Source organism: Sphingorhabdus sp. (assembly GCF_044239005.1).
Taxonomy (GTDB): Bacteria; Pseudomonadota; Alphaproteobacteria; order Sphingomonadales; family Sphingomonadaceae; genus Sphingorhabdus_B.
Genome location: NZ_JBIICH010000025.1, coordinates 1 through 20,289, shown reverse-complemented (window position 1 = coordinate 20,289; position 20,289 = coordinate 1). Strand labels below are relative to the sequence as shown.

Annotated in this window: 17 protein-coding genes, 2 tRNA genes and 1 pseudogene; 10 read left to right on the top strand and 10 right to left on the bottom strand. The window is 56.1% G+C overall.

Annotation, left to right across the window (positions count from 1 at the left end; genetic code table 11):
- Together ACILQA_RS03575 and ACILQA_RS03570 are read left to right on the top strand one after the other, a co-directional pair.
- Positions 1-111, top strand: a pseudogene (locus ACILQA_RS03575) (pyruvate dehydrogenase (acetyl-transferring) E1 component subunit alpha); the annotation flags it as partial.
- Positions 111-1,460, top strand: a complete 1,350-nt coding sequence (locus tag ACILQA_RS03570) for a pyruvate dehydrogenase complex E1 component subunit beta (protein WP_395628447.1) — start codon at positions 111-113, stop codon at positions 1,458-1,460. The pseudogene ACILQA_RS03575 and the gene ACILQA_RS03570, both read left to right, overlap by 1 nt.
- A 21-nt stretch (positions 1,461-1,481) precedes the next feature.
- Here the strand turns inward: ACILQA_RS03570 and ACILQA_RS03565 are convergent, their stop codons facing one another.
- From ACILQA_RS03565 to ACILQA_RS03555, 3 genes are all read right to left on the bottom strand, one after another.
- Positions 1,482-2,147, bottom strand: coding sequence for a TadE/TadG family type IV pilus assembly protein (locus ACILQA_RS03565; RefSeq protein WP_395628446.1), 666 nt, complete (start codon positions 2,145-2,147; stop codon positions 1,482-1,484).
- A gap of 63 nt (positions 2,148-2,210) precedes the next feature.
- Positions 2,211-2,819: a TadE/TadG family type IV pilus assembly protein gene (locus ACILQA_RS03560; protein WP_395628445.1), complete on the bottom strand. Its 609-nt coding sequence runs from the start codon at positions 2,817-2,819 to the stop codon at positions 2,211-2,213.
- A gap of 14 nt (positions 2,820-2,833) precedes the next feature.
- Positions 2,834-4,981, bottom strand: a complete 2,148-nt coding sequence (locus ACILQA_RS03555) for a Tad domain-containing protein (RefSeq protein ID WP_395628444.1) — start codon at positions 4,979-4,981, stop codon at positions 2,834-2,836.
- A gap of 132 nt (positions 4,982-5,113) precedes the next feature.
- Between ACILQA_RS03555 and ACILQA_RS03550 the strand changes: the two genes are divergently transcribed.
- Complete coding sequence (locus ACILQA_RS03550) at positions 5,114-5,713, top strand: hypothetical protein (RefSeq protein ID WP_395628443.1); 600 nt, start codon at positions 5,114-5,116, stop codon at positions 5,711-5,713.
- 43 nt (positions 5,714-5,756) lie between these two features.
- On the top strand, positions 5,757-6,212 hold the full coding sequence (locus ACILQA_RS03545) for a hypothetical protein (RefSeq protein WP_395628442.1): 456 nt from the start codon (positions 5,757-5,759) through the stop codon (positions 6,210-6,212).
- Here ACILQA_RS03545 and trmFO read toward each other — a convergent pair.
- The gene (trmFO, locus tag ACILQA_RS03540; RefSeq protein WP_395628441.1) at positions 6,209-7,546 is read right to left on the bottom strand and encodes a methylenetetrahydrofolate--tRNA-(uracil(54)-C(5))-methyltransferase (FADH(2)-oxidizing) TrmFO; all 1,338 of its coding nucleotides are present in this window, start codon (positions 7,544-7,546) and stop codon (positions 6,209-6,211) included. The two genes, ACILQA_RS03545 and trmFO, sit on opposite strands and share 4 nt — an antisense overlap.
- Before the next feature lie 57 nt (positions 7,547-7,603).
- Here trmFO and ACILQA_RS03535 point away from each other — a divergent pair, with 57 nt between their 5' ends.
- Positions 7,604-8,425: an NAD(P)H-hydrate dehydratase gene (locus tag ACILQA_RS03535; protein WP_395628440.1), complete on the top strand. Its 822-nt coding sequence runs from the start codon at positions 7,604-7,606 to the stop codon at positions 8,423-8,425.
- Positions 8,426-8,534: 109 nt separating this feature from the next.
- Positions 8,535-9,248: a lysoplasmalogenase gene (locus ACILQA_RS03530; RefSeq protein WP_395628439.1), complete on the top strand. Its 714-nt coding sequence runs from the start codon at positions 8,535-8,537 to the stop codon at positions 9,246-9,248.
- A 205-nt stretch (positions 9,249-9,453) separates the two neighbouring features.
- On the opposite strand, the gene ACILQA_RS03525 is transcribed toward ACILQA_RS03530, so the two are convergent.
- From ACILQA_RS03525 to ACILQA_RS03515, 3 genes are all read right to left on the bottom strand, one after another.
- On the bottom strand, positions 9,454-10,614 hold the full coding sequence (locus ACILQA_RS03525) for a DUF3089 domain-containing protein (RefSeq protein ID WP_395628438.1): 1,161 nt from the start codon (positions 10,612-10,614) through the stop codon (positions 9,454-9,456).
- Positions 10,611-13,322: a DNA gyrase subunit A gene (gyrA, locus tag ACILQA_RS03520; protein WP_395628449.1), complete on the bottom strand. Its 2,712-nt coding sequence runs from the start codon at positions 13,320-13,322 to the stop codon at positions 10,611-10,613. Before gyrA ends, ACILQA_RS03525 begins: the two co-directional genes overlap by 4 nt.
- 148 nt (positions 13,323-13,470) lie before the next feature.
- A complete protein-coding gene (locus tag ACILQA_RS03515; protein WP_395628448.1) occupies positions 13,471-14,166 on the bottom strand; it encodes an SDR family oxidoreductase in 696 nt (231 codons plus the stop codon).
- A 292-nt stretch (positions 14,167-14,458) separates the two neighbouring features.
- Here ACILQA_RS03515 and ACILQA_RS03510 point away from each other — a divergent pair, with 292 nt between their 5' ends.
- Positions 14,459-15,625 (top strand): tol-pal system YbgF family protein, encoded by a 1,167-nt coding sequence (locus ACILQA_RS03510; protein WP_395628437.1) that lies wholly within the window; start codon positions 14,459-14,461, stop codon positions 15,623-15,625.
- Between the two features lie 48 nt (positions 15,626-15,673).
- On the opposite strand, the gene ACILQA_RS03505 is transcribed toward ACILQA_RS03510, so the two are convergent.
- Complete coding sequence (locus tag ACILQA_RS03505; RefSeq protein ID WP_395628436.1) at positions 15,674-16,150, bottom strand: Lrp/AsnC family transcriptional regulator; 477 nt, start codon at positions 16,148-16,150, stop codon at positions 15,674-15,676.
- A 165-nt stretch (positions 16,151-16,315) separates the two neighbouring features.
- Here ACILQA_RS03505 and ACILQA_RS03500 point away from each other — a divergent pair, with 165 nt between their 5' ends.
- The 3 genes from ACILQA_RS03500 (at position 16,316) to ACILQA_RS03490 (ending at position 18,345) form a co-directional block, all read left to right on the top strand.
- On the top strand, positions 16,316-17,950 hold the full coding sequence (locus ACILQA_RS03500) for a histidine kinase dimerization/phospho-acceptor domain-containing protein (protein ID WP_395628435.1): 1,635 nt from the start codon (positions 16,316-16,318) through the stop codon (positions 17,948-17,950).
- Positions 17,951-18,124: 174 nt separating this feature from the next.
- Positions 18,125-18,201 (top strand) — tRNA-Ile (locus ACILQA_RS03495).
- A gap of 67 nt (positions 18,202-18,268) precedes the next feature.
- Positions 18,269-18,345: transfer RNA gene (locus tag ACILQA_RS03490), tRNA-Pro, on the top strand.
- 137 nt (positions 18,346-18,482) lie between these two features.
- Here the strand turns inward: ACILQA_RS03490 and ACILQA_RS03485 are convergent.
- Positions 18,483-18,719, bottom strand: a complete 237-nt coding sequence (locus tag ACILQA_RS03485; protein WP_395628434.1) for a hypothetical protein — start codon at positions 18,717-18,719, stop codon at positions 18,483-18,485.
- The gene (locus ACILQA_RS03480) at positions 18,716-20,113 is read right to left on the bottom strand and encodes a M28 family peptidase (RefSeq protein ID WP_395628433.1); all 1,398 of its coding nucleotides are present in this window, start codon (positions 20,111-20,113) and stop codon (positions 18,716-18,718) included. The genes ACILQA_RS03485 and ACILQA_RS03480 overlap by 4 nt, the downstream gene beginning before the upstream one ends.
- Positions 20,114-20,289: the final 176 nt, after the last annotated feature.

The window sequence follows — 20,289 nt, the reverse complement described above, 5'->3', positions numbered from 1 at the left end:
ATTGAGAAGGAAATCCGGAAAATCGTGAATGAATCTGCTGATTTTGCGGAAGCATCGCCTGAACCGGATTTGTCCGAACTATATACTGACGTGTTGGTGGAGCAATATTGATGGCAATCGAACTGAAAATGCCCGCGCTTTCGCCAACAATGGAAGAAGGCACCCTTGCCAGATGGTTGGTCAAGGAAGGCGATAGCGTCAAGTCTGGTGATATCCTTGCCGAGATCGAAACCGATAAGGCGACGATGGAGTTTGAAGCCGTTGATGAGGGCGTGATTACATCCATTTCCGTGCCCGAGGGCACCGATGGTGTGAAGGTCGGCACCGTGATTGCGCTTATCTCTAGCGATGACGAGGCTGCGGCTCCATCAAAAACCACCCCCGCGCCCGCGGTCGCACCGACGCCTGCTCCTGAGGTCGTGGTTGCGGTCGCTCCCGTTGCTCCGAAGACTGCGCCTGCCGCAATCGATGGCGCTGCGATGCAGTCTGTTACCTTGCGTGAAGCTTTGCGCGACGCAATGGCGGAAGAAATGCGCCGCGATGACCGGGTGTTTGTCATGGGTGAGGAAGTTGCCGAATATCAAGGCGCTTACAAAGTCACGCAGGGCTTGCTTGACGAATTCGGCGCGCGCCGCGTTATCGATACGCCGATTACAGAATATGGCTTTGCAGGTATCGGCACTGGCGCCGCGATGGGCGGGCTTCGCCCCGTCATCGAATTCATGACATTTAACTTTGCGATGCAGGCGATTGATCACATCATCAACTCGGCCGCAAAGACCAATTACATGTCGGGCGGCCAGATGCGCTGCCCCATCGTGTTCCGTGGTCCAAACGGGGCCGCTGCGCGCGTTGGTGCGCAGCACAGCCAGAATTACGCGCCATGGTATGCCAGCGTGCCCGGCCTGATTGTGATCGCGCCCTATGATGCCGCAGACGCCAAAGGCTTGTTGAAGGCAGCAATCCGGTGCGAGGACCCTGTCGTGTTCCTCGAAAACGAACTGCTCTATGGTCGCACGTTTGAAGTTCCCGCAGGGGACGACCATGTGCTGCCGATTGGCAAGGCACGCATCGTGCGTGAAGGCACGGACGTTACTATCGTGAGCTATTCGATTGGCGTGGGGCTGTCATTGGAGGCAGCTGACACGTTAGCCGCCGAAGGCATCAGCGCCGAGGTCATCGACCTGCGCACCATTCGTCCGCTGGATACGCAAACCGTGCTGGCGAGCCTTGCAAAAACCAATCGTCTGGTCGTGGCCGAAGAAGGTTGGCCGGTGTGTTCGGTTGGCAGCGAAATCCTTGCGGTGTGCATGGAGCAGGGCTTCGATGATCTCGACGCACCCGTCTTACGCATCACCAATGAAGACGTTCCGATGCCCTATGCAGCTAATCTGGAGAAGGCGACGCTCATCAATGCCGACAAGATTGTTGCTGGAGTGCGCAAAACGCTAGGGCTTTAGAACATGTTCGCCGCCCCCGCCTTAACAGGTGGAGACGGTGACCTTCTCATTATTGTATATCCCGACGCTTCCAGTGGGGCCAACGGTGTCGCGGTTCTCGCGCACCACCATGGATGCGACTTGGCTGATCGTTCTATCGGTTAGGTTCGAAAAACCTTTTATGATCGTTGGTTTGAAATAATATTGCAGCTCAACGAACATTAACACACCTCCAGGAGGAGGGGATGCTTGCCGTCCAACCGGGCCAATTCCAGTGATGCTTGTCGCTGTCGATGCGGTACCGTAGTTTGATTTATAAAAGGTGGCTGAGCCCGCGCAGCGTTGCCACCGGATGCGGTATCGCGGTGCAGAGGCGGTGAATGTGGCTACCTCTTCCACACTTGATAAAATGATACGGGCGTTCCCGCGTGTAGACTTCGCGCCGGATGATGGATCGGTGTAGTCGTGATTTCCACCAAGGTTGATGCGTTTGCCCTCGCGCAAAGATCCTTCAAAAACGTCGTTGATTTGCACTTCGGAAATGGTTTTGTTGGCGGATGGAGTTGTTGTCCCAATGCGCGCGGCAGCATCGGCGGTGTGCAGGGTGATTTGGTTGATCTGCATGATGACAGAGGCATAGTTTGCAGTTTCGACGCCGCCTACGACCAGGCCGAGGAAGAAGGGTAGCGACACCGCAAGCTCGACCATCGCCAGACCACTTTCGTTACGCTTTAGCTTTTGGAATGTTTTGCGAAATGTGTGTTCCATATATTACACCGATGGGCAGTTGACTTGGACAGGTTTGCCAAAGCCTGTCTGGTCACCATAAGGCTGGTTTGCGAGAATAGATTCTGATTGCATTTCGACATTGGCCGACCAACCAAGCAATGCCGCCATTGGGAAAAGGCGGGGGTAGCTGACCTTAAATGTGATGATAACGATATCCCTTGCGCCACCTTGCCCATCGGATCCGCCGTCGGCGTCCCAAACGCCGTTTCCGTTTGCATCCATAAAGCTTTCACCACGATCGCATTTCATATTGCCAGGTGATTGTTCAATAACCTCTTCAGCGCGTGCCAGTGCGGCCGTTGAAAAGGTCTTGTAATAACGTCGGCTTACTTTGACGGTAGCACCTGGTGCGAGGTCGCGGATTGTCGATGCTACCCGTTCATCGATAAGATCTTGCTGTGTTAAGGACGTCGCACCTTCTAAAGACGAACTTCGTGCCGCATCCTGCACGGCGCCGTCTAAGGTCGAACGGACGAAAAGAGAGTGCCCGATATCCATGCTACCTAGGACCATCATCATGACAATTGGCGCAATCAGGGCGAATTCCAGGATGGACGCGCCATCTTCATTGGATATGAATTTTGCGATCATCAGACACCCCGTCTTTATTGCGTCAGGCGCAGTGCTGAAATTTTAGCAGCAATTTCTTTGAAGTTACTGATCAGCGACGCAACACTGGTCGCTTGAACGAATTTGCCCGGTGTTGCACACGCTCTCAACCTGTCGTTGGTTGGCCCACCAACGTCTCCGTATGATACGACCCACAGATTGATATTTCTGTTTTTGATAGCCGTGCAAAGCGCTGCTGTTCGGGCGTCCGTCATAGCGACCAGCTGGCTGTTGGTCGGTGCCGTTCCAGTCGGCGTCTGTCGGCGGTCATACCAATGCACACCATAAGCCGAATAGTCGTCGTGGACGACGTTGGTCTCACCATCGGTCATAAACACCATATGACGCTCAATTGTCATGTTCTGTGGCGCATTTAATGCGGCAAAAATGCCTGTTGGCGACATAATGCGCGCGCCCCAGAGCAATCCGATATCGTGATATGTATAGCCATCGGTTGTCAGGCTGTTCACATAAGTGCGAAAATCAGAAGGCGTCCACGTTTGAAATTTCTTTGCAGCGGTCGGGCAGCTCTCACCAACCGTTGGCATTGAGACCCCGTCGTCTTTTCCCACCGATATATTTGAAGTCGTCCGCGTGGACGAACGGCTTTTGTTTCCCGACCCGTCCGTGTTGACCAGATAGCGCTGCCATATGACGCTTGGCAGCATAGGCCCCCATTGAGTTGCAATGTCTGATTTCGTCGGCACCAGATCAATGTCCATGTCCAGCGCGGTTGACGGAATCGGATCCCAATCGTTGGAAGGATCGCTGTCGGGCCCTCGGAAGGTTTGCCGCTCCTCGATGCATCCACTCCAGTTGACCGTGGTGTTGGCGCCGTCCGTGCCGATTGGCAGTTGCAACGATGAACGCCAAGAATTTGTTCCGTTATCTTTCAAGCCGCTTACGTTGAATGTAACCGGTTTGTAGGCCCAACCCGCAAAATTGGTATTTCGTGTCCAGTTGATAGCCTCGGTGGTTGTCGTTGTGGTGGTGACATTTTGTTGCCCCGTATCACGAGATTGCAACCTGCATATGCCCCTGCCGAACAAGAGGGCACTATACGTATACCGGTAGGATCGCTGGGCTGTGGAACTTACCTGCTGGTAGGTTCGTGTTATAGAGTTATGAGTACCATAAACGGGTGTGGTTGGCGTCTGCGAGACAAGTTGGCGCGGCCCGTCTGTCGAGATAAGTTCCGTTTTAGGTGCCCCCCCTGGCGGCGGGCATTCGCTCTCTTTTGTCAAAAGAACCGAAGGGTACTGCCCAATATTTTGCCCGGTATCTTCCCAAGGGGTGTCTGCAATAGTTGTTGTTACTGAACCCCCCGGGTTGGGTGAGCCTTCGCCTTGGTATATAGGAATCGCGTTGCTGCCTGTGGTGAACGACGCTTCCCGCGACTGGTAGGTCCATCGGTCCGCCATGTAATCGAGCGGCAATAACCGTCCTACATTTACGTTGACGGCATAAGGCACAAAACCAAATCGCAATTGTACATTGCCGACGTTGGATGGAGTGGGATCAGCTTTTTCTCCGCAGTCTGACGGCGTGACGTCCGTGATGTTCTGCTTCGCCAGTGCTTCGTAAAAACATTTCACTGCCTTGCGTAGACCATCAATTTTTCGTTCAGATGACCCTGAATTTTGTATCGACTGGTCCATCGACCCTGTTGTATCCAACACGAACATAACGTCAGTGTTGGGGACACGCAGTTCTGCCTGGCAATTGACTGCAACAACTTGCGATTTTTGGCCAAGTACTTGCATCAACGTCATGGGAACGGTGACAGATGCGGTCCCGGTTACGTTTCCGTTGGATTCGGCGAAGCTGCGGACACGATCGGTCGTTCCATAAGCACCGCTCGGGAAGTTGTGGTCGAACAGCTTTTCCGCCTGCGTATTAGCAGCATTTTTATTGTCGGCCCATGTGCCAAGTCCCATCGTTTTGCGGCCGATGAGCGCGCCGGCATCACAAGCACCTTGCAACCGCGTTTGAGTTAGATAGATGCGGCTCATGTCAAAACCGCCGCCCACAAGACCAACGACAGGGATTACCGCCGCAGCGAAAAGAGCAATGATATTGCCTTCTTCATTCTTTAGCAGGCGCGACATCACGCCAGACACCTTGTTGGCCTCGACATTCTTCACAGTTGGCGTCCCCTGGTTTCCACAATGGATTCTCGACACCCTCTACGCGCGTCGTAGTAAGTGTTCTTTGAAGGAGCAGGGTTACCCAACCGTTAACCATAGAAAATTTATTGACGTGAAGCGAATGGCGACATGAATGGCACAGCATCGCAGCTACCGCCTCCGGCCAACCTCGCGGTCGCTTACACGCCCTTTGCATTTCGGCCTGCTTTCACTCTGTTGCTGCAATTGGATGGCCGCTTTGCCGACATCGTGCGGAAAGCGCGGGAGCCGATGATTGCGCAAATCAAATTGGCATGGTGGCGTGACGCTTTTGCTACGGAACCCGCGCTGCGACCAAAGGGTGAACCTTTGCTGCAAGCGATCGGCGCGTGTGGTGAGTCCATAAAATTGTCAGCATTGCAGGACTTGGTTTCGGCATGGGAGTTGCTGCTGGGCGAGGGGGAGTGGTCCGCACAGGATGTTGAAACACATGCCGCTTTGCGTGGGCGTGCGATCTTTGGATCCTATGCAGTTTGGATAGGCGAGTCATATGATGTCAGTGCTTTGTCACATCGATGGGCTCTTGATGCGTTGCGTGTGGAATTCCCGTCAAAATTGAGCGTGCCCAATAATCAGCCACTTCCGGCGTTGCCTAAAGGCCGCAAACTTCGTCCCTTGTCCATTTTGGCCATGTCGGTTCGAAAGGTGACGGGATTGCGGCTTATCGGCCATGCCTTGACGGGGTGGTAGCTTTGTGGCCCTATCGCCGTGATGTCATCATGAGGGGAAGGTCATGCAGCGGATATTGGTTGGCGGTGTTGCGGCATTGTTGCTCGTCGTGTCAGGGCTTTGGTTCTGGCAGACACAGGCGAACCAGCCGAACCTCATCCCCGCCGCGCCGCCGCCTGAGGCGATTTCGGATGCCTTACCCCAAGCGGGAGCAAATGCGCCTGCATTTGGCCCAGCGCCGCCCGAGGCGCCAAAGGCAAGTCGTGAGGAAATGCGTTTCAACCGATATGACCGCAACAGGGACGAGTTGATTTCCCGCATTGAAATGATGGGAAGCCGAACGAAGGCGTTCAAGGCGTTGGACCGCGATGGCAATAATTTGCTCACTTTCGAAGAATGGGCGGCGGCCACCGGAGAACGCTTTGCCGGCGCGGACAGGAACAAGGACCAGTTGCTCACCCGCAAGGAATTTGCGCAGACGCGGCCCAAACAGCCCGAAAAGCCGGGATGCCGCTGTTAAGCCGCAACCTTTTGCGCGCTGATCCAACTGTTTAAGTCCGTCCGCGCACGGCCCGTCATCGCGGCCTTGCGCGATTTTTTGTGCACTTTTTCATCCAGCGGCGCGAAGAGCCCGAAATTGATGTTCATGGGTTGATAGTCATCGGCCAGCGCATCCCCCGTAATGTGCCCAAGCAGTGCACCAAGCGCGGTGGTGGGCGGCGGCGCTGTAACGGTCCGCCCCGAAATCTCCGCCGCGGTCATAATCCCGGCCATCAGCCCAACCGCGCTGCTTTCGACATAGCCTTCGCAGCCCGTGATCTGTCCGGCAAAACGGATATGCGGCGATGATTTTAGGCGCAGCTGACGGTCCAAGAGGATCGGCGAGCGAATGAAGGTATTGCGGTGCAAGCCGCCAAGCCGCGCAAATTCGGCCTTTTCCAGACCGGGGATGGTGCGCAGCAGTTCGACTTGCGCGCCATGTTTCATCTTGGTTTGGAACCCTACCATGTTCCACAAAGTGCCTTGCTTATTGTCCTGGCGCAGCTGCACTACGGCATGGGCCCAGCGTCCGGTGCGCGGATTATCCAAGCCCACGGGCTTCATCGGGCCAAAACGGAGCGTATCGAGCCCGCGTGACGCCATGACCTCAATCGGCATGCATCCTTCGAAATAAGGGGTGTTGGTTTCCCATTCCTTGAACTCTGACTTTTCGGAATCGAGCAATCCCTGATGAAAGGCGCGATATTGCGCTTCATCCATCGGGCAGTTGATATAATCCTTACCTTCGCCCTTGTCCCAGCGAGAGGCATACCATGCGATGTCCATATCGATGCTGTCATGGTACACAATCGGCGCAATTGCGTCGAAAAAGGCAAGGCGATCCTCACCGGTTTTCGCCATGATGCTTTCGGCAAGGTTGGTCGCGGTCAGCGGACCCGTGGCGATGATGACAGGGCGGTCGGCCGGAATGATATCCACACGTTCGCGCACGATTTCAATATTGAGATTATTTTCCAGATGCTTGGTAACGGTTTCTGAGAAAACATCACGGTCAACCGCCAGCGCCGATCCGGCCGGAACCTTCGCGACTTCAGCCGCTTGCATGATCAGCGACCCCAAATCGCGCATTTCCTGATGCAGCAGGCCAACGGCGTTGTTTTCCGCATCATCCGAACGAAAGCTGTTTGAGCATACCAGTTCGGCAAGCCCATCGGTCTGGTGCGCTGGCGTCATGTCGCCGGAACCGCGCATTTCCGAAAGCTTCACCCGCATTCCGCGCTGCGCCAATTGCCAAGCCGCCTCGCATCCCGCCAGGCCGCCACCGATAATTTGAACGTCATATGATTTGGTCATGTGGGGCGGCTATCAAAAATCTTTGGCGCTGCACAGGTAAAAGCGGCAAGATGGACTATGGGATTTACGCTTAACTTTACCAAAGACGGCACGATCACCCGGCCAAAGCTGGTCCCGCCGCCGTCCGACGCGCATAAATATAGCCGGGGCCATGCGATCGTATGGAGCGGGCCGCCGCTTCGAACGGGCGCATCGCGGTTGGCGGCGCAGGCGGCTTTGGCCGTCGGGGCAGGGTTGGTGACGATCATCGGCGATCGCGCGGCGCTTGTGGAGCAGGCCGCACATGTGACCGCGATCATGTTGCGTGAGGCGAACGATGCGTTGGCCTGTATCGACCAGCGTGTGACGGCGCTCGCCATTGGGCCGGGGGCAGGGTCGGGCATCGCGGATATTGTCTGTGCGCTGCTGAAGCGCGAGATCCCGATGGTGCTGGATGCGGACGCCATCACCGCATTTGCGGGCGATCCTGCGCGGCTTTTCGAGCATCTGTGTGCGAATGACGTCATGACCCCACATGCCGGCGAATTTGCCCGGCTGTTTCCCGATATCGATCTGGCGGATCGCGCGGCGGCAGCTTTGTGTGCGGCGGAGCGGTCGGGGGCGGTGGTCCTGCTGAAGGGACCACAAACCCACATCGCCGCGCCCGACGGGCGTGTTGCCGTCAACCGCCATGCATCGCCATGGCTGGCAACTGCGGGGTCTGGCGATGTCCTGACCGGCCTGATCTGCGGATTGATGGCGCAAGGCGTTGCAGCCTTTGACGCCGCCTGCATGGGCGCGTGGTTGCATGGCGACATTGGCGTGCGTGCGGGGCCGGGGCTGACCGCGGATAGCATGATCAATTACATTCCGCTTGTGCTGACGGGGTCTCTTGCTTAGCCAAGCATTTGAAAGTCGAATTATCGTCACCCTGAACGTGTTTCAGGGTCCATTTATCCACTCTGCCCTCCGGTTTGCGTGGCACGATGGATGCTGAAACGAGTTCAGCATGACGATGCAAATAAGTTGGGGAAACAATTTGGGTCAGGATCTCGCACATAAACGCCCATATCTGTTGGCCAGCCTGATCGCCGGGATAAGCTTTCCGGCAACATGGCTATTTCTGCCGCTTGAGGGCGGACTGATCGCCCTCGTCTGGAAAATGGCGGCCGTCGGTTTGCTGGTGCCCTTTGCGTTGCACCGCCATCATGTGGGGGAATTTGTGCCCTTGGCGATCATTTTGGCCTTTTATGCGCTGGGCGACGGTTTGATTGAATTCAGCATGGTTGCAGGCGCATTGGCCTTTGCCGCCGGTCATCTGGTCGCCATCTGGCTGTATTTCCGGCACAGGCGTGTGGCGCCGACGTTCAGCCAGAAACTGCTCGCAATCGCGATTTTCCTGCTGACGCCGGTGATTGCTTATGGCCTTCCGCCGACCACCGACGAAGCGGTTCAGGTTGCGGCCTATAGCGTCATTTTGGCCGCGATGGCGGCGATGGCTTGGAGCAGCAATTTCCCCCGTTACCGTGTCGGGTTCGGCGCGGTTTTGTTTGTCATTTCGGACTTGTTGATATTCGCGGAGCTTGGCCCTCTCGCAAATTCCAAGGTATCGGGCATCGCGATCTGGTATCTGTACTATTTCGGCGTGTTGATGATTGCCGTCGGCGTGGCGCAAACCTTGGTCAAACGCGGGCATTATCCGGAAGGTGAAGAGCGCGATTAAGCTGACGCCCGTTCGCGCGGCGTTCTAAAGCGACAAAAGCGCCCAGCGACGATGTTTTGATTGTCTCGTTTGTCGCTTTAACGATGACATTGCGCTTTGGCATATTCACAAAATATCGACATTGAGAAAGAGCGGCCAAGTCAGTTGGTTGCGTGCAAGATCTCAAATCAAATCCTACATTGCAACCGTCGTTACAAAACTGTTCTTAACGGTCGCGCGCTTTCCATGCCGCCAGCTGCACGGGTACCAGATCCACCATATCCTGCATAACCAGCGACACGTCGATCAGGTGAAGTCCCCAGTCCTGCGCGACAAATGCGCCAAAGCGAACATCACCGCCGACATCGTCAATACGGGGGTCGGCAGGGTCTGCGTTGATGCGAACTGACAAGACATTTGCACCGTTTACCGTCACGCACTGCGCTGCGTATAGTCCGGGAACCGCCACGGTCGGCGTGGTAATAGGGGCATTGTCTTTGGTCCAGCGCGGGCTATCTGTCACCAAGTCGCCAATCCCTGCTCCAGAGGGAAAACGTGCGTTCACTGTGGCCATGCCGCCGCCAAGCGCAGCGGCGTTGGCGCAAATGGTTTCCTGTGCGGGGTCGGCTGCACGGCCATAACGGCCGTTCGCAGGTGGCGGCGAGGTTTCACGAAAACTTGTCCAGGCAATGACGCAATTGGTCTGCCCTGCTTTCCGGCACACAGGCGTCTGTTTCAAATCGGCGCCCTGGTCTTTACCCTTGGGCACGGCGACATTGGTGCCCGCAAGCATAGCCGACAACATCTGCGTCGCAGCTGGTTTTCCTTCGATTTCCTCAGCAATCAGGCGCTTGAGCAATCCCGATCCTTGCGAATGTCCAACAAGAACAAATGGCCGCCCCTTGTTATCGGCCGCCATGTAACGCCGCCACGCATCGCGCACGTCATTATAGCGCAGCTCGGGGTCCATAGGGATGGGGTTGCCGATCATGTTGGAACGCAACCAGCTTAAGGTCGATTGGCGATAGATCGGCGCGAAGGTTTGGCACACAGTGCCAAAACGCGCAAACTGCGCCTCAACGACACGGCGCTCTTCGTCATTGGCGATCATGTCGCTATTTCCGCCCGGATCATATGACAAGGTCGGGTACACATAGAAGCAATCGGCTTCAGGTGCTTTGGCCCGCGTTACCGTGCGGACCGTGAGGGTTCCATCTGGCGCAACCTCGGTTACGTCAAGGCTAGGTGTGCTGCACGCGTCGCGACGGCCTGGGCGGCATAACCAATTCTGTTCGAGCGCATAATCATTCGGCGCAGCGGCGGGAGCAGCAGGTTCGCTTTGCGTGGTGGCTGCAAGGACTGCGGCAATCACATGCGCTGTGCTCATACGGGTTCGTTTCCTTCGGATACTTCGATTACTGCGGATGCTACGTCGTTCGTGTCTTCGATTGCGCCGTCTGCCTCATCATCACTCTCGTCAATCTTCGCTGCGCCGACGACATGTTCATTGTCGCCAACGTTGAACAAACGCACGCCTGCGGTGCCGCGGCCAAGGACGCGTAAGCTGTCCAGTGGCATGCGGATCAGCTTTGCCTGGTCGGTGACGAGCATCAACTGATCACCCTTGGTTGCGGGGAAGCTGGCCACAACGGGGCCGTTGCGTTCGATATTGTCGATATTGGTGATACCCTGACCACCACGGCCCGTGCGGCGATATCCATAAGCGGACGACAATTTGCCATAGCCATTGGCGCATACGGTCAGGATGAACTGTTCACGCTCCGCCATCTCCGCGATGCGTTCCGCGGACATTGTGGGTTCGCCTTCCTTCTCGGGCTTCCATGGCGCAAAGCGCAGATATTCTTCGCGCTCTTCAGGCGTGGTGCCCACGCGCTGAAGGATGGATAGCGAGATAACCTCGTCCCCCTTAGCCAGCTTCATGGCGCGAACGCCCGTTGAAGCGCGGCTTTGGAATTCGCGGATGTCGTCGGCGGCAAAGCGGATCGCCTTACCATTGCGGCTGGCCAGCAAGACGTCGTCTTCGGCGCTTAACAATTCCACGCCGATCAGCTTGTCGTCGGCATCTTCGCCTTCAAACTTCATGGCGATTTTGCCGTTGCTTGGGACATTGGCAAATGCGTCCATGCTGTTGCGGCGGGCATAGCCCTTGGCCGTGGCAAAGACGACGCTGAGGCCGCCCCATTCGGCTTCGTCCTCAGGCAGCGTCAAAACGTTGGAAATGACTTCGCCTTCGCCCAATGGCAGCAGGTTGACCATGGGCCGACCGCGCGTCGATGGACCGCCTTCGGGCAGCTTCCAAACCTTTAGGCGATAGACCTTACCAATGTTTGAGAAGAACAATACGGGTGTGTGCGTGCTGGTGACGAACAGTTCGGTGACGGCGTCTTCGTCCTTCGTCGCCATACCCGCGCGGCCCTTGCCGCCACGGTTCTGGGCGCGGAAAGCGGCCAGTGCGGTCCGTTTGATGTAGCCGCCATGGGTGACGGTGACGACCATTTCCTCACGCTCCATAAGGTCTTCGTCATCAAGACCGTCCCAACTTGCGGTGATTTCGCACAAGCGTGGCGTCGAAAATTCGGCGTCAATGGCGACCAGTTCTTCGCGCAGAACAGCGTACAGCTTTACGCGGTCGCCCAAAATTGCGAGATATTCTGCAATACTCTCGGCAAGCCCCTGAAGTTCCTTGCCAATTTCATCGCGGCCAAGCGCCGTCAGACGGTGCAGGCGCAGTTCGAGAATGGCGCGAACCTGAAGCTCTGACAATTGGTAGCTGTCGCCCGAAACTTCGGTTTCAACGGCTTCCACCAATTTGATGTACGACGCGATTTCCGCAATTGGCCATTTGCGCGCGATCAGCGCAGCGCGCGCCTCGGCCGGGCTGGCCGATCCGCGAATGATGCGGACGACTTCGTCCAAATTGGTGACGGCAACAACAAGGCCAAGCAACAAATGCGCCCGTTCGCGCGCTTTGTTCAGTTCGAACTTGGTCCTGCGGGTGATAACCTCTTCGCGGAAGCGGATGAATGCCTCGATGATATCGCGCAGGTTGAGGACTTCCGGCCGTCCGCCGCGAATGGCGAGCATATTGGCGGGGAAGCTCGATTGCGCCTGTGTGTGGCGCCACAATTGGTTGAGCACGACATCTGGGGTCGCATCACGCTTCAGATCAATGACGATGCGCACGCCCTTGCGGCTGGATTCATCGCGAATGTCGGAAACGCCCTCAATACGCTTGTCCTTCGCGGCTTCGGCGATTTTTTCGACCAAAGCGGATTTGCCGACCTGAAAGGGAATGCTGGTCAGGACGATAGAGCGACGGTCGCCTTTTCCTTCCTCAATCTCGTGGCGGGCGCGCTGCATGATGGAGCCCTTGCCTTCGCGATAGGCCGCACGTGCGCCGCCGGTGCCAAGGATCAATGGCCCGGTGGGGAAATCAGGGGCAGGGACGATCTCGATCAGCTCATCAATAGAGATGGCCGGATTATCGATATAGGCCAAGCAGGCCTTGATAACTTCGCCCAGATTATGTGGCGGGATGTTGGTCGCCATGCCGACGGCAATACCGCCAGCGCCGTTGACCAACAGATTGGGGAAACGTGCAGGCAAAACCTGCGGTTCTTCGCGGCTGCCGTCATAATTGGGTTGGAAATCGACGGTGTCTTTGTCGAGATCATCCAACAGCGCGTTCGCGACCTTGTTCAACCGTGCTTCGGTGTACCGCATCGATGCTGGCGGATCAGGATCCATCGAACCAAAGTTACCCTGACCATCGATCAATGGCACGCGCATCGACCAATCTTGCGTCATACGGGCAAGGGCATCGTAAATCGCGCTGTCGCCATGCGGGTGATAGTTGCCCATGACGTCGCCGACAATCTTTGCCGATTTGCGATAGGGTCGGCCAGCGACAAAGCCGCCTTCCTGGCTTGCGAACAAAATGCGGCGGTGAACGGGTTTAAGGCCGTCACGTACGTCCGGCAGGGCCCGGGATACAATGACCGACATCGCATAATCGAGGTAGCTCGACTTCATTTCATCGACGATGTCGACGGGCGAAATGTCCGATGGTTCCATTGTAACTATGTCGTCGCTCACAGCGCGAAAATCCTTATATTTTTTGGGTAACTAAGCCATAGACCCAAGTCGGTCATATGACCACAAGCGACTGCCCAAATAGGGGTGTTGTCTACAGCTTATCCACAGATTCACGCAGTGGTGTGGGTTAGGGGGCGACAACGCTGCCATCATAAGCGAAAATCTGACCGCTTTGCTCGGGCTTTAGCCCTGAAAGCACGCCAAGCATATCCGCAGCCGCGCGGGCAGGGACGAAGCGTTCATGCGCCGGATTGCCCTTAAATGGCGCGCTCAGCGGCGTCTCGACAGTGCCGGGGTGCAGGGCGACCACAATAGATTGCGTATTTTTGCGCTGCCATTCGATCGCAATGTTACGGATGAACATATTGAGCGCGGCTTTCGACGCGCGATAGCTATGCCATCCGCCAAGGCGATTGTCCGAGATGCTGCCCACGCGGGCGGAAAGCGCCGCGAAACAGATCGGGCCTTGCTTTGCCATGATCGGCAGAAAATATTTCGCCACCAAAGCGGGGCCAACCGCATTGATGCGGTAATTCTCCATCATCCATTCAGGATCAAGCTCGCGCAGGCTTTTTTCCGGCCCTTTGGCGGCTGTATGCAGTAACCCTGTGGCCACGATGACCAATTGCGGCGCTGTGCCCGCCAAATCGCGTGCTGCGGCGGCTATGCTTGCCTCATCCAATATGTCGATGGCCGGCGCGCTTGTCCGATGCAGCCGGATGACGCGGTCATATTGATCGCCCGCGTCCAAAGCATCGGCAAGTGCCGCACCAATGCCCCCACGTGCGCCAATTATCACTGCTGTGCGTTCTGGCACTTGAATTTTCCTCTGGTTCGTTCAACGGGAATTCATGCGACTGCGCTATGTCAATTGCACTGAAGATGGCAAGGTCCTATACACGACATTAACCAAAGCCCATGGCAATACATCACTAGTCCCGGAGAGTTAAATGAAGCTGGTTTCAAAATTTGCCCTTGCACTTTCATTGGTCGCTATAACCGCAGCGCCTGCTTTTGCGCAGTCTAATGAAAAGCCAAAAAAGGAAAAAAAGGGGAAGGAAGCCACGCCTGCGGCTCCCAAGAGAAATTATTCCAAGCCGTTCATCGCGGCGTACATGCCTGTCGCCAATCTTTTGAACAAAACCAAGGATCCGGTCGCAGCGAAGGCCGAATTTCCGAAGATTCTTGCGGCCATTGCCAATGATGACGACCGTTATGAAGCGGGCATATTGGCCGTGAACATCGGCGTGGCGTCGAAAGACAGCGCATTGCAGGATCAGGGTATCGATCTGTTGCTCGCATCCGCAACGACGCCTGTTGAAATGAAGCAGGCATATACGTTCCGCAAGGGCGCGATTGCTTATGACGGCAAAAGATTTGCCGACGCTGAAAAGAATATGATGGATGCGTACAACTTGGGTTACCGCGCCAACAACATCGAATTTCTGATCTCCAACGCCATGTCGCAGCAGAATAAGGATGCTGACGCTATCGTTTGGATCGGCAAGGCGATTGCAGCGAGCAAGGCAGCCGGAGCGGTTAACAAAGCCTATGTCGTTCGTGCCGCCAACCTTTCGGCGAAAGCGAAAGATTATGCCGGTGCTGCCAATTTCTACAAGGATTTGGTGATCGCCGAAAATAACCCCGATTTCTGGCATGATGCCCTTGCGTTCTTCAACCGTTCGCTCAACACGAACCCTGAAGAGTCGCTTGACCTCATGCGCTTGATGCGCGCGACCAATGGATTGCGCTTTCAACAAGAATATGCCGAATATCTCGATAGCTTAAGCTATATCGGCGTGCGTTATCCTGCAGAGGCTGTGTCTGTATTGGACGAAGGCTTTGCAAAGGGCATCATCTCACGCAACAACGTGACCTTCAGTGAGCGTTACAACGAAGCTAAGGGCCGCTTGGCGGAAGATACCCGCACATTGGCGGGAACGATCGCACCGGCAAAAGCGAGCCCCAGAGCGATGCTGGCGACCCTGACAGGCGACTCATTCTTCTCACATAAGGATTATAAGACAGCCAAGGATCTGTACGAGACCGCGTTAAGCAAAGGTCCCGTTCTGGATAAGGATGGCGGAAACCAGACCGACCGCACCCGCTTCCGCCTTGCCATGTCGAAAGCCATGCTCGGCGATTATGCTGGCGCGAAAGCCGATTTTGCGCAGATCAATGGTGCAAACCGCAAGGCAATTGCCGAATATTGGGTGATCTATATCAACCATCTGGAAAAGCCTGCACCAGCGGCTGCGCCTGCGGGAACACCAGCGATATAAGCTTTGTGATAATTGATTGAAAAGGGCCTGAGCAATCGGGCCCTTTTTTTATGCCATCGGGATGGGTACGCCCGGTTCGTCTTTTGCGGTACGAATGGTCAGCGACGTTTTTACGCTGCTGACATTTGGTGCAGACGTCAGTTGCGATGTCAGAAATTCCTGAAATGACTGCAGATCGCGCGCAACGATTTTGAGGATGAAATCAATTTCGCCATTCAGCATGTGGCATTCGCGTACATCGGGGAGTGCCCGAACATGCTGCTCAAACGCCTTCAGATCTTCTTCTGCCTGACTTTTTAAGCTGACCATGGCAAATACGGTGATTGTGTAGCCCAAGGCACTTGCGTCGACATCTGCGTGGTAGGACTTAATCGTCCCTGACTGTTCCAACGCGCGCATACGCCGCAAGCATGGCGGGGCAGTCAACCCAACCTTGGTTGCAAGTTCCACATTGGTGATGCGACCGTCAGCCTGCAATTCCGCCAAAAGCTTCATATCTATCGCATCGAGGTTCATATTAGCCATGATCTTGTTATTTCCATTTCGATTATGCCCCCGCTTTATAATATAATTATATTATATTGCAATTGTCCCAAAGTGTGACGCTCCAATTTTGTCGCTTTCGCACGTCCTGATATCGGTTTATTCCGCGCCCACACCACGGATTACGTAGCATTAGGATGTGCGAATTTGCGCTTTGACGATCGCCTTGAAACCACTTTGCGTCAGGCGGACGATGACGGCATTGGCTTGCCTACCAAATGGCAGCAACTGGTCTATATATTAGCGCAAAACCCTTCGGGCTTTGACCCGGCTGCTGTCGCCTCGGGCTTGCAAAAGGTGCGGCAGTTTATGGACATGGTTCCCGCTACTGTCCGCGAACAATGCGTACGCGCCTTGTCCGGGCGACTGCGCTCTGCGCCTTTGCTCTTGCTGCTGTCGGGTGATATTCCGGCGGTTGCCGCAGCGGCGGTCAGTGGCGCGCGGCTGAGTGATACCGAATGGGCGGACATCGTCCCCCATATGTCCACCCGTGCGCACGGGTTCTTGCGCAACCGCAGGGACATTGGTCCCATGACCATGCATGCGCTTCGGTCATGCTATTCTGCAGACTTCGCGCTGGCCCTCAACAAAAGCGCGGCTGAGACGGCCGTGCGTGCACCAAAAGTTTTGCAAATCCGGGACATTGTTGACCGCATCGAAATATTGCGGGTTGAGCGGGAACAGCACGACCCGGCTGAAATCCCGGCCGGGGCGTCTATCGAACATGTCGTTTTGTCGGCCGAACCGATTGACGAAATACGCTTCGAAACCGACGAATATGGCACCATCAGCTCGGTTGAAGGCGCACCCGCAGGGGCGGTTGTTGGCGTTGATATTGCGGAGCCCGCATTTGACGCGGGGCCCGGACCTGATGCCTATGGCGCCGCTGCCTTTCGGCAAAAAATGCCGCTTGAAAATGCGCGCCTGCGCCTGTGCGGCGCGCCCGCGATTGCGGGGGACTGGCGGATTAACGCTGCACCGTTTTTTGAACCTGCAAGCGGCCGCTTCAAAGGCTATCGCGGGATATTGCGTCGCCCCAATCTCGCGGAAGTCGCGCACATTCCGGAAGGCGACATGCATGACGCGGAAAATATCGAGCAATTGTTGCACGAACTGCGCACGCCATTGGGCGCCATTATCGGCTTTTCCGAAATTATCGAACAGCAACTCTTTGGGCCCGTGACCGAAGAGTATCGCACAATAGCCGGTAACATCCTGCACGATGCCCAGCGCCTGCTGTCGGGCTTTGATGATCTTTCAACCGCTGCAAAAATTGAGACGGGAACCTATGTTACGCAGGTCGGTTCGACCGATTGCGACTGGCTGTCGCTTCGGTTGACAGATCGGCTTCGCGAGCTGAGCGACGCTTTGCACGTTACCCTGAACTTGGTCCATGCGCATCCGGTCCGGCCATTTGCGTTGGATAACCATCTGGCGGAACGTCTTTTTTCGCGGCTGTTGTCTGCCGTCATCATCGGCTGCGAGGCTGGGGAAATCCTCGATGGTCGTTTCCGGACGGAGCCTGGGTTAAACGCGGTTAACCGTTTCGTGCTTAGCTTGCCGAAAAAGCTTGCCGACATGGACGAGAGCGAGCTTTTCGGTTCCGGTCCGCTCGATGAATCTCATGACGCGCCATTGCTTGGGCTAGGCTTTTCGTTACGCCTCGTGCGCAGCCTTGCCCGAAATGTTGGCGGGGATTTACGTTTTTACAATCAAGCCCTGATCGTGTCCCTTCCAGCCGTCAGCGACGGGCGAACCGGATTAATGGACGAAGAACGATAATGACATGGCGGGGCAGTGGGGCATATTTGGTCGCTTGCGGAATAGCGGCGTTCGACCACCAACGGTGGCGGAAATCGTCAAGGCCAGCCGATTTATATCTTTTTGATAAGATAAAGGCTTGCAAGCGCGCCCAAAGTTCGGCTATCGGCCCGCAGGCAGTTGGCGAGCCGGTCAGGGCCTGTAGCTCAGTTGGTTAGAGCTGGCCGCTCATAACGGCTAGGTCGGGGGTTCGAGTCCCTCCGGGCCCACCAGTTTCACTTTTGTGAAGTCTGGCAGGCAGCCAGCCGCGCGGACATTGTTATACCAGTGATCCCATGTCGGGGAGTAGCGCAGCCTGGTAGCGCATCTGGTTTGGGACCAGAGGGTCGCAGGTTCGAATCCTGTCTCCCCGACCATTTCTTCAGAATTCCAATTTGATCACGGATAGCAGTGTCGTAACCGCGTACGGCATGTGCGGTGACCGCACATCATATGGCCGCAGAGACATTTTGGTGGATATTTGACAGTCGTCGGTGACCGGTCCGGCGGAAGCTTACTGCGCCACGGCGCCGCTTGCATTGGCCGCATCAATTTCCGCCTTTGCATCCGCCTCAATCAGCTTCGTGGCTTCTTCGGCGGCTTGTTCAATGCTCAGCTTTTGCGCGGCCAGTTCCTTTTTCTGCACGGCCTCTGGTGTGTCCGCGTCGTCAGGCTTGCCCGCTTCGGTGGGGGCCGTGTCACCACAGCCCGCAACCATGAGCATGAGCGCCAAGACAAAGGCGTGTTTCAACGCGCCGCCTCTGGCTTCAGTTCGCCGTCATAATTCGCAACGAGCGCCAATGTTGCAACCCATGCCGCCACGTTTTGGCGCAATTCGGCTTTGTCGATCTTGTCGAGCGTGTCGTCGGGCGTGTGGTGCAGGTCGAAATATTTCGTGCCATCTTGCTGCAGGTCAATGATGCCCAATTTCTGCGCCGCGATGATCGCGCCCACATCCGCGCCGCCGCCGGCCAGTTCCTTGCGCGGAACCACGCCCAATGGGGCCAATGCGGAGACAATCTGGCCGCGAAGCGCCGACGCGCTTTCAGGCAAGCGGAAATCGACGGCCCAGACTTTGCCAGCGCCGAAATCCGATTCCATGGCGAGGGCATGTGGCTCAGTGGCATGCTTTTCGCCATAATCCCGGCCGCCCCAAATGCCGACTTCTTCAGCGCCAGCCCACAACAGGCGCACGGTGCGCTTGGGTTGGCCCATGGATTTCAGATGCTTGGCCGCTGCCCCGATGATGCCGCAACCTGCGGCGTCATCAATGGCGCCGGTCCCAAGGTCCCAGCTATCGAGATGGCAGGCGATGACAATCATGGGAAGATCGGGGTTTGAACCCTTAACCTCGGCCAAAACATTGCCTGATGTCTGCATCCCGACATTTTTTGGGGTCAGCTTTAGTTTTAACCGCACCGGCTTGCCGCGCGCGATCATACGTTCCAGATTTTCCGCGTCCGGTATCGACAATGCGCCTGCCGGAATGGGCGTGACGCCGGGGTCAAAGTTGGTGTTCCCGGTGTGTGGGTTGCGATGATAATCGGTTCCGATTGAACGGATGACGATAGCCGCAGCGCCTTTTTTGGCGGCGATGTTCGGGCCGACAAAGCGGGCAGGGCCAAATGCGCCGTAGCTGCTGCCATCCTGCGTGGCTTTCATATTGTGGCTGACAAAGGCAATCTTGCCTTTCAAGCTGCCATCGGGGGCTGCGCGCAAATGATCAATCGTCGGGAAATACACGATTTCAGCTTCCAGCCCGGCTTCACCGGTGCTGCCGCTGTTGCCCAATGCGGCAATGGCCAGTTTCTGCGGAAAGGGCGCGACGATGGATGCGGTTTCTTCGCCGCGCACCCATGTGGGCATCTGATATTCTTCGATACGGACATTATCAAATCCAAGTGCCTTTAGTTTGCTGACCGACCAAGTCCGCGCGCGCGCTTCGGCTTCGGTCCCGCCCTGCCGTGGGCCGATTTCGGTCGTGAGCCCTTCGACAATGTCATAGGCGAGACTGTCACTCTGCAACGCTTTGTCGCGGATCGATGCGACTGCAGCACTGTCCGGTGACACAGGCGCGCCCAGTGCAAGTGATGGCGAAAGGAACAGCGTGGAGGCTGCGGCGAGCAAGAGGATGTTTTTCTTCATGCTTGGCAGGCTTAACCGCATCGTCGGGATTTGCAATCCCACCTTGCGGCGAAACGCGCAGATAGCTAGGGAAGCGGCCAAATCAAAAGTAATGCAACACAGGAATTAAAGCCCATGGCAGCCCAATATAGCTTCGTAATGAAGGGAATGACGAAAACCTTCCCCGGCGCAAGCAA

Bases quoted from the DNA above. Each gene is read 5' to 3' on its own strand.
- ACILQA_RS03560 (WP_395628445.1), bottom strand. From the start codon at position 2,819: ATGATCGCAAAATTCATATCCAATGAAGATGGCGCGTCCATCCTGGAA.
- ACILQA_RS03510 (WP_395628437.1), top strand. From the start codon at position 14,459: ATGCCTGTCGCCAATCTTTTGAACAAAACCAAGGATCCGGTCGCAGCG.
- ACILQA_RS03545 (WP_395628442.1), top strand. From the start codon at position 5,757: ATGCAGCGGATATTGGTTGGCGGTGTTGCGGCATTGTTGCTCGTCGTG.
- ACILQA_RS03565 (WP_395628446.1), bottom strand. From the start codon at position 2,147: ATGGTCGAGCTTGCGGTGTCGCTACCCTTCTTCCTCGGCCTGGTCGTA.
- ACILQA_RS03570 (WP_395628447.1), top strand. From the start codon at position 111: ATGGCAATCGAACTGAAAATGCCCGCGCTTTCGCCAACAATGGAAGAA.
- ACILQA_RS03480 (WP_395628433.1), bottom strand. From the start codon at position 20,113: ATGAAGAAAAACATCCTCTTGCTCGCCGCAGCCTCCACGCTGTTCCTT.
- ACILQA_RS03525 (WP_395628438.1), bottom strand. From the start codon at position 10,614: ATGAGCACAGCGCATGTGATTGCCGCAGTCCTTGCAGCCACCACGCAA.
- ACILQA_RS03535 (WP_395628440.1), top strand. From the start codon at position 7,604: ATGGGATTTACGCTTAACTTTACCAAAGACGGCACGATCACCCGGCCA.
- ACILQA_RS03550 (WP_395628443.1), top strand. From the start codon at position 5,114: ATGAATGGCACAGCATCGCAGCTACCGCCTCCGGCCAACCTCGCGGTC.
- gyrA (WP_395628449.1), bottom strand. From the start codon at position 13,322: ATGGAACCATCGGACATTTCGCCCGTCGACATCGTCGATGAAATGAAG.
- trmFO (WP_395628441.1), bottom strand. From the start codon at position 7,546: ATGACCAAATCATATGACGTTCAAATTATCGGTGGCGGCCTGGCGGGA.
- ACILQA_RS03530 (WP_395628439.1), top strand. From the start codon at position 8,535: ATGACGATGCAAATAAGTTGGGGAAACAATTTGGGTCAGGATCTCGCA.
- ACILQA_RS03505 (WP_395628436.1), bottom strand. From the start codon at position 16,150: ATGGCTAATATGAACCTCGATGCGATAGATATGAAGCTTTTGGCGGAA.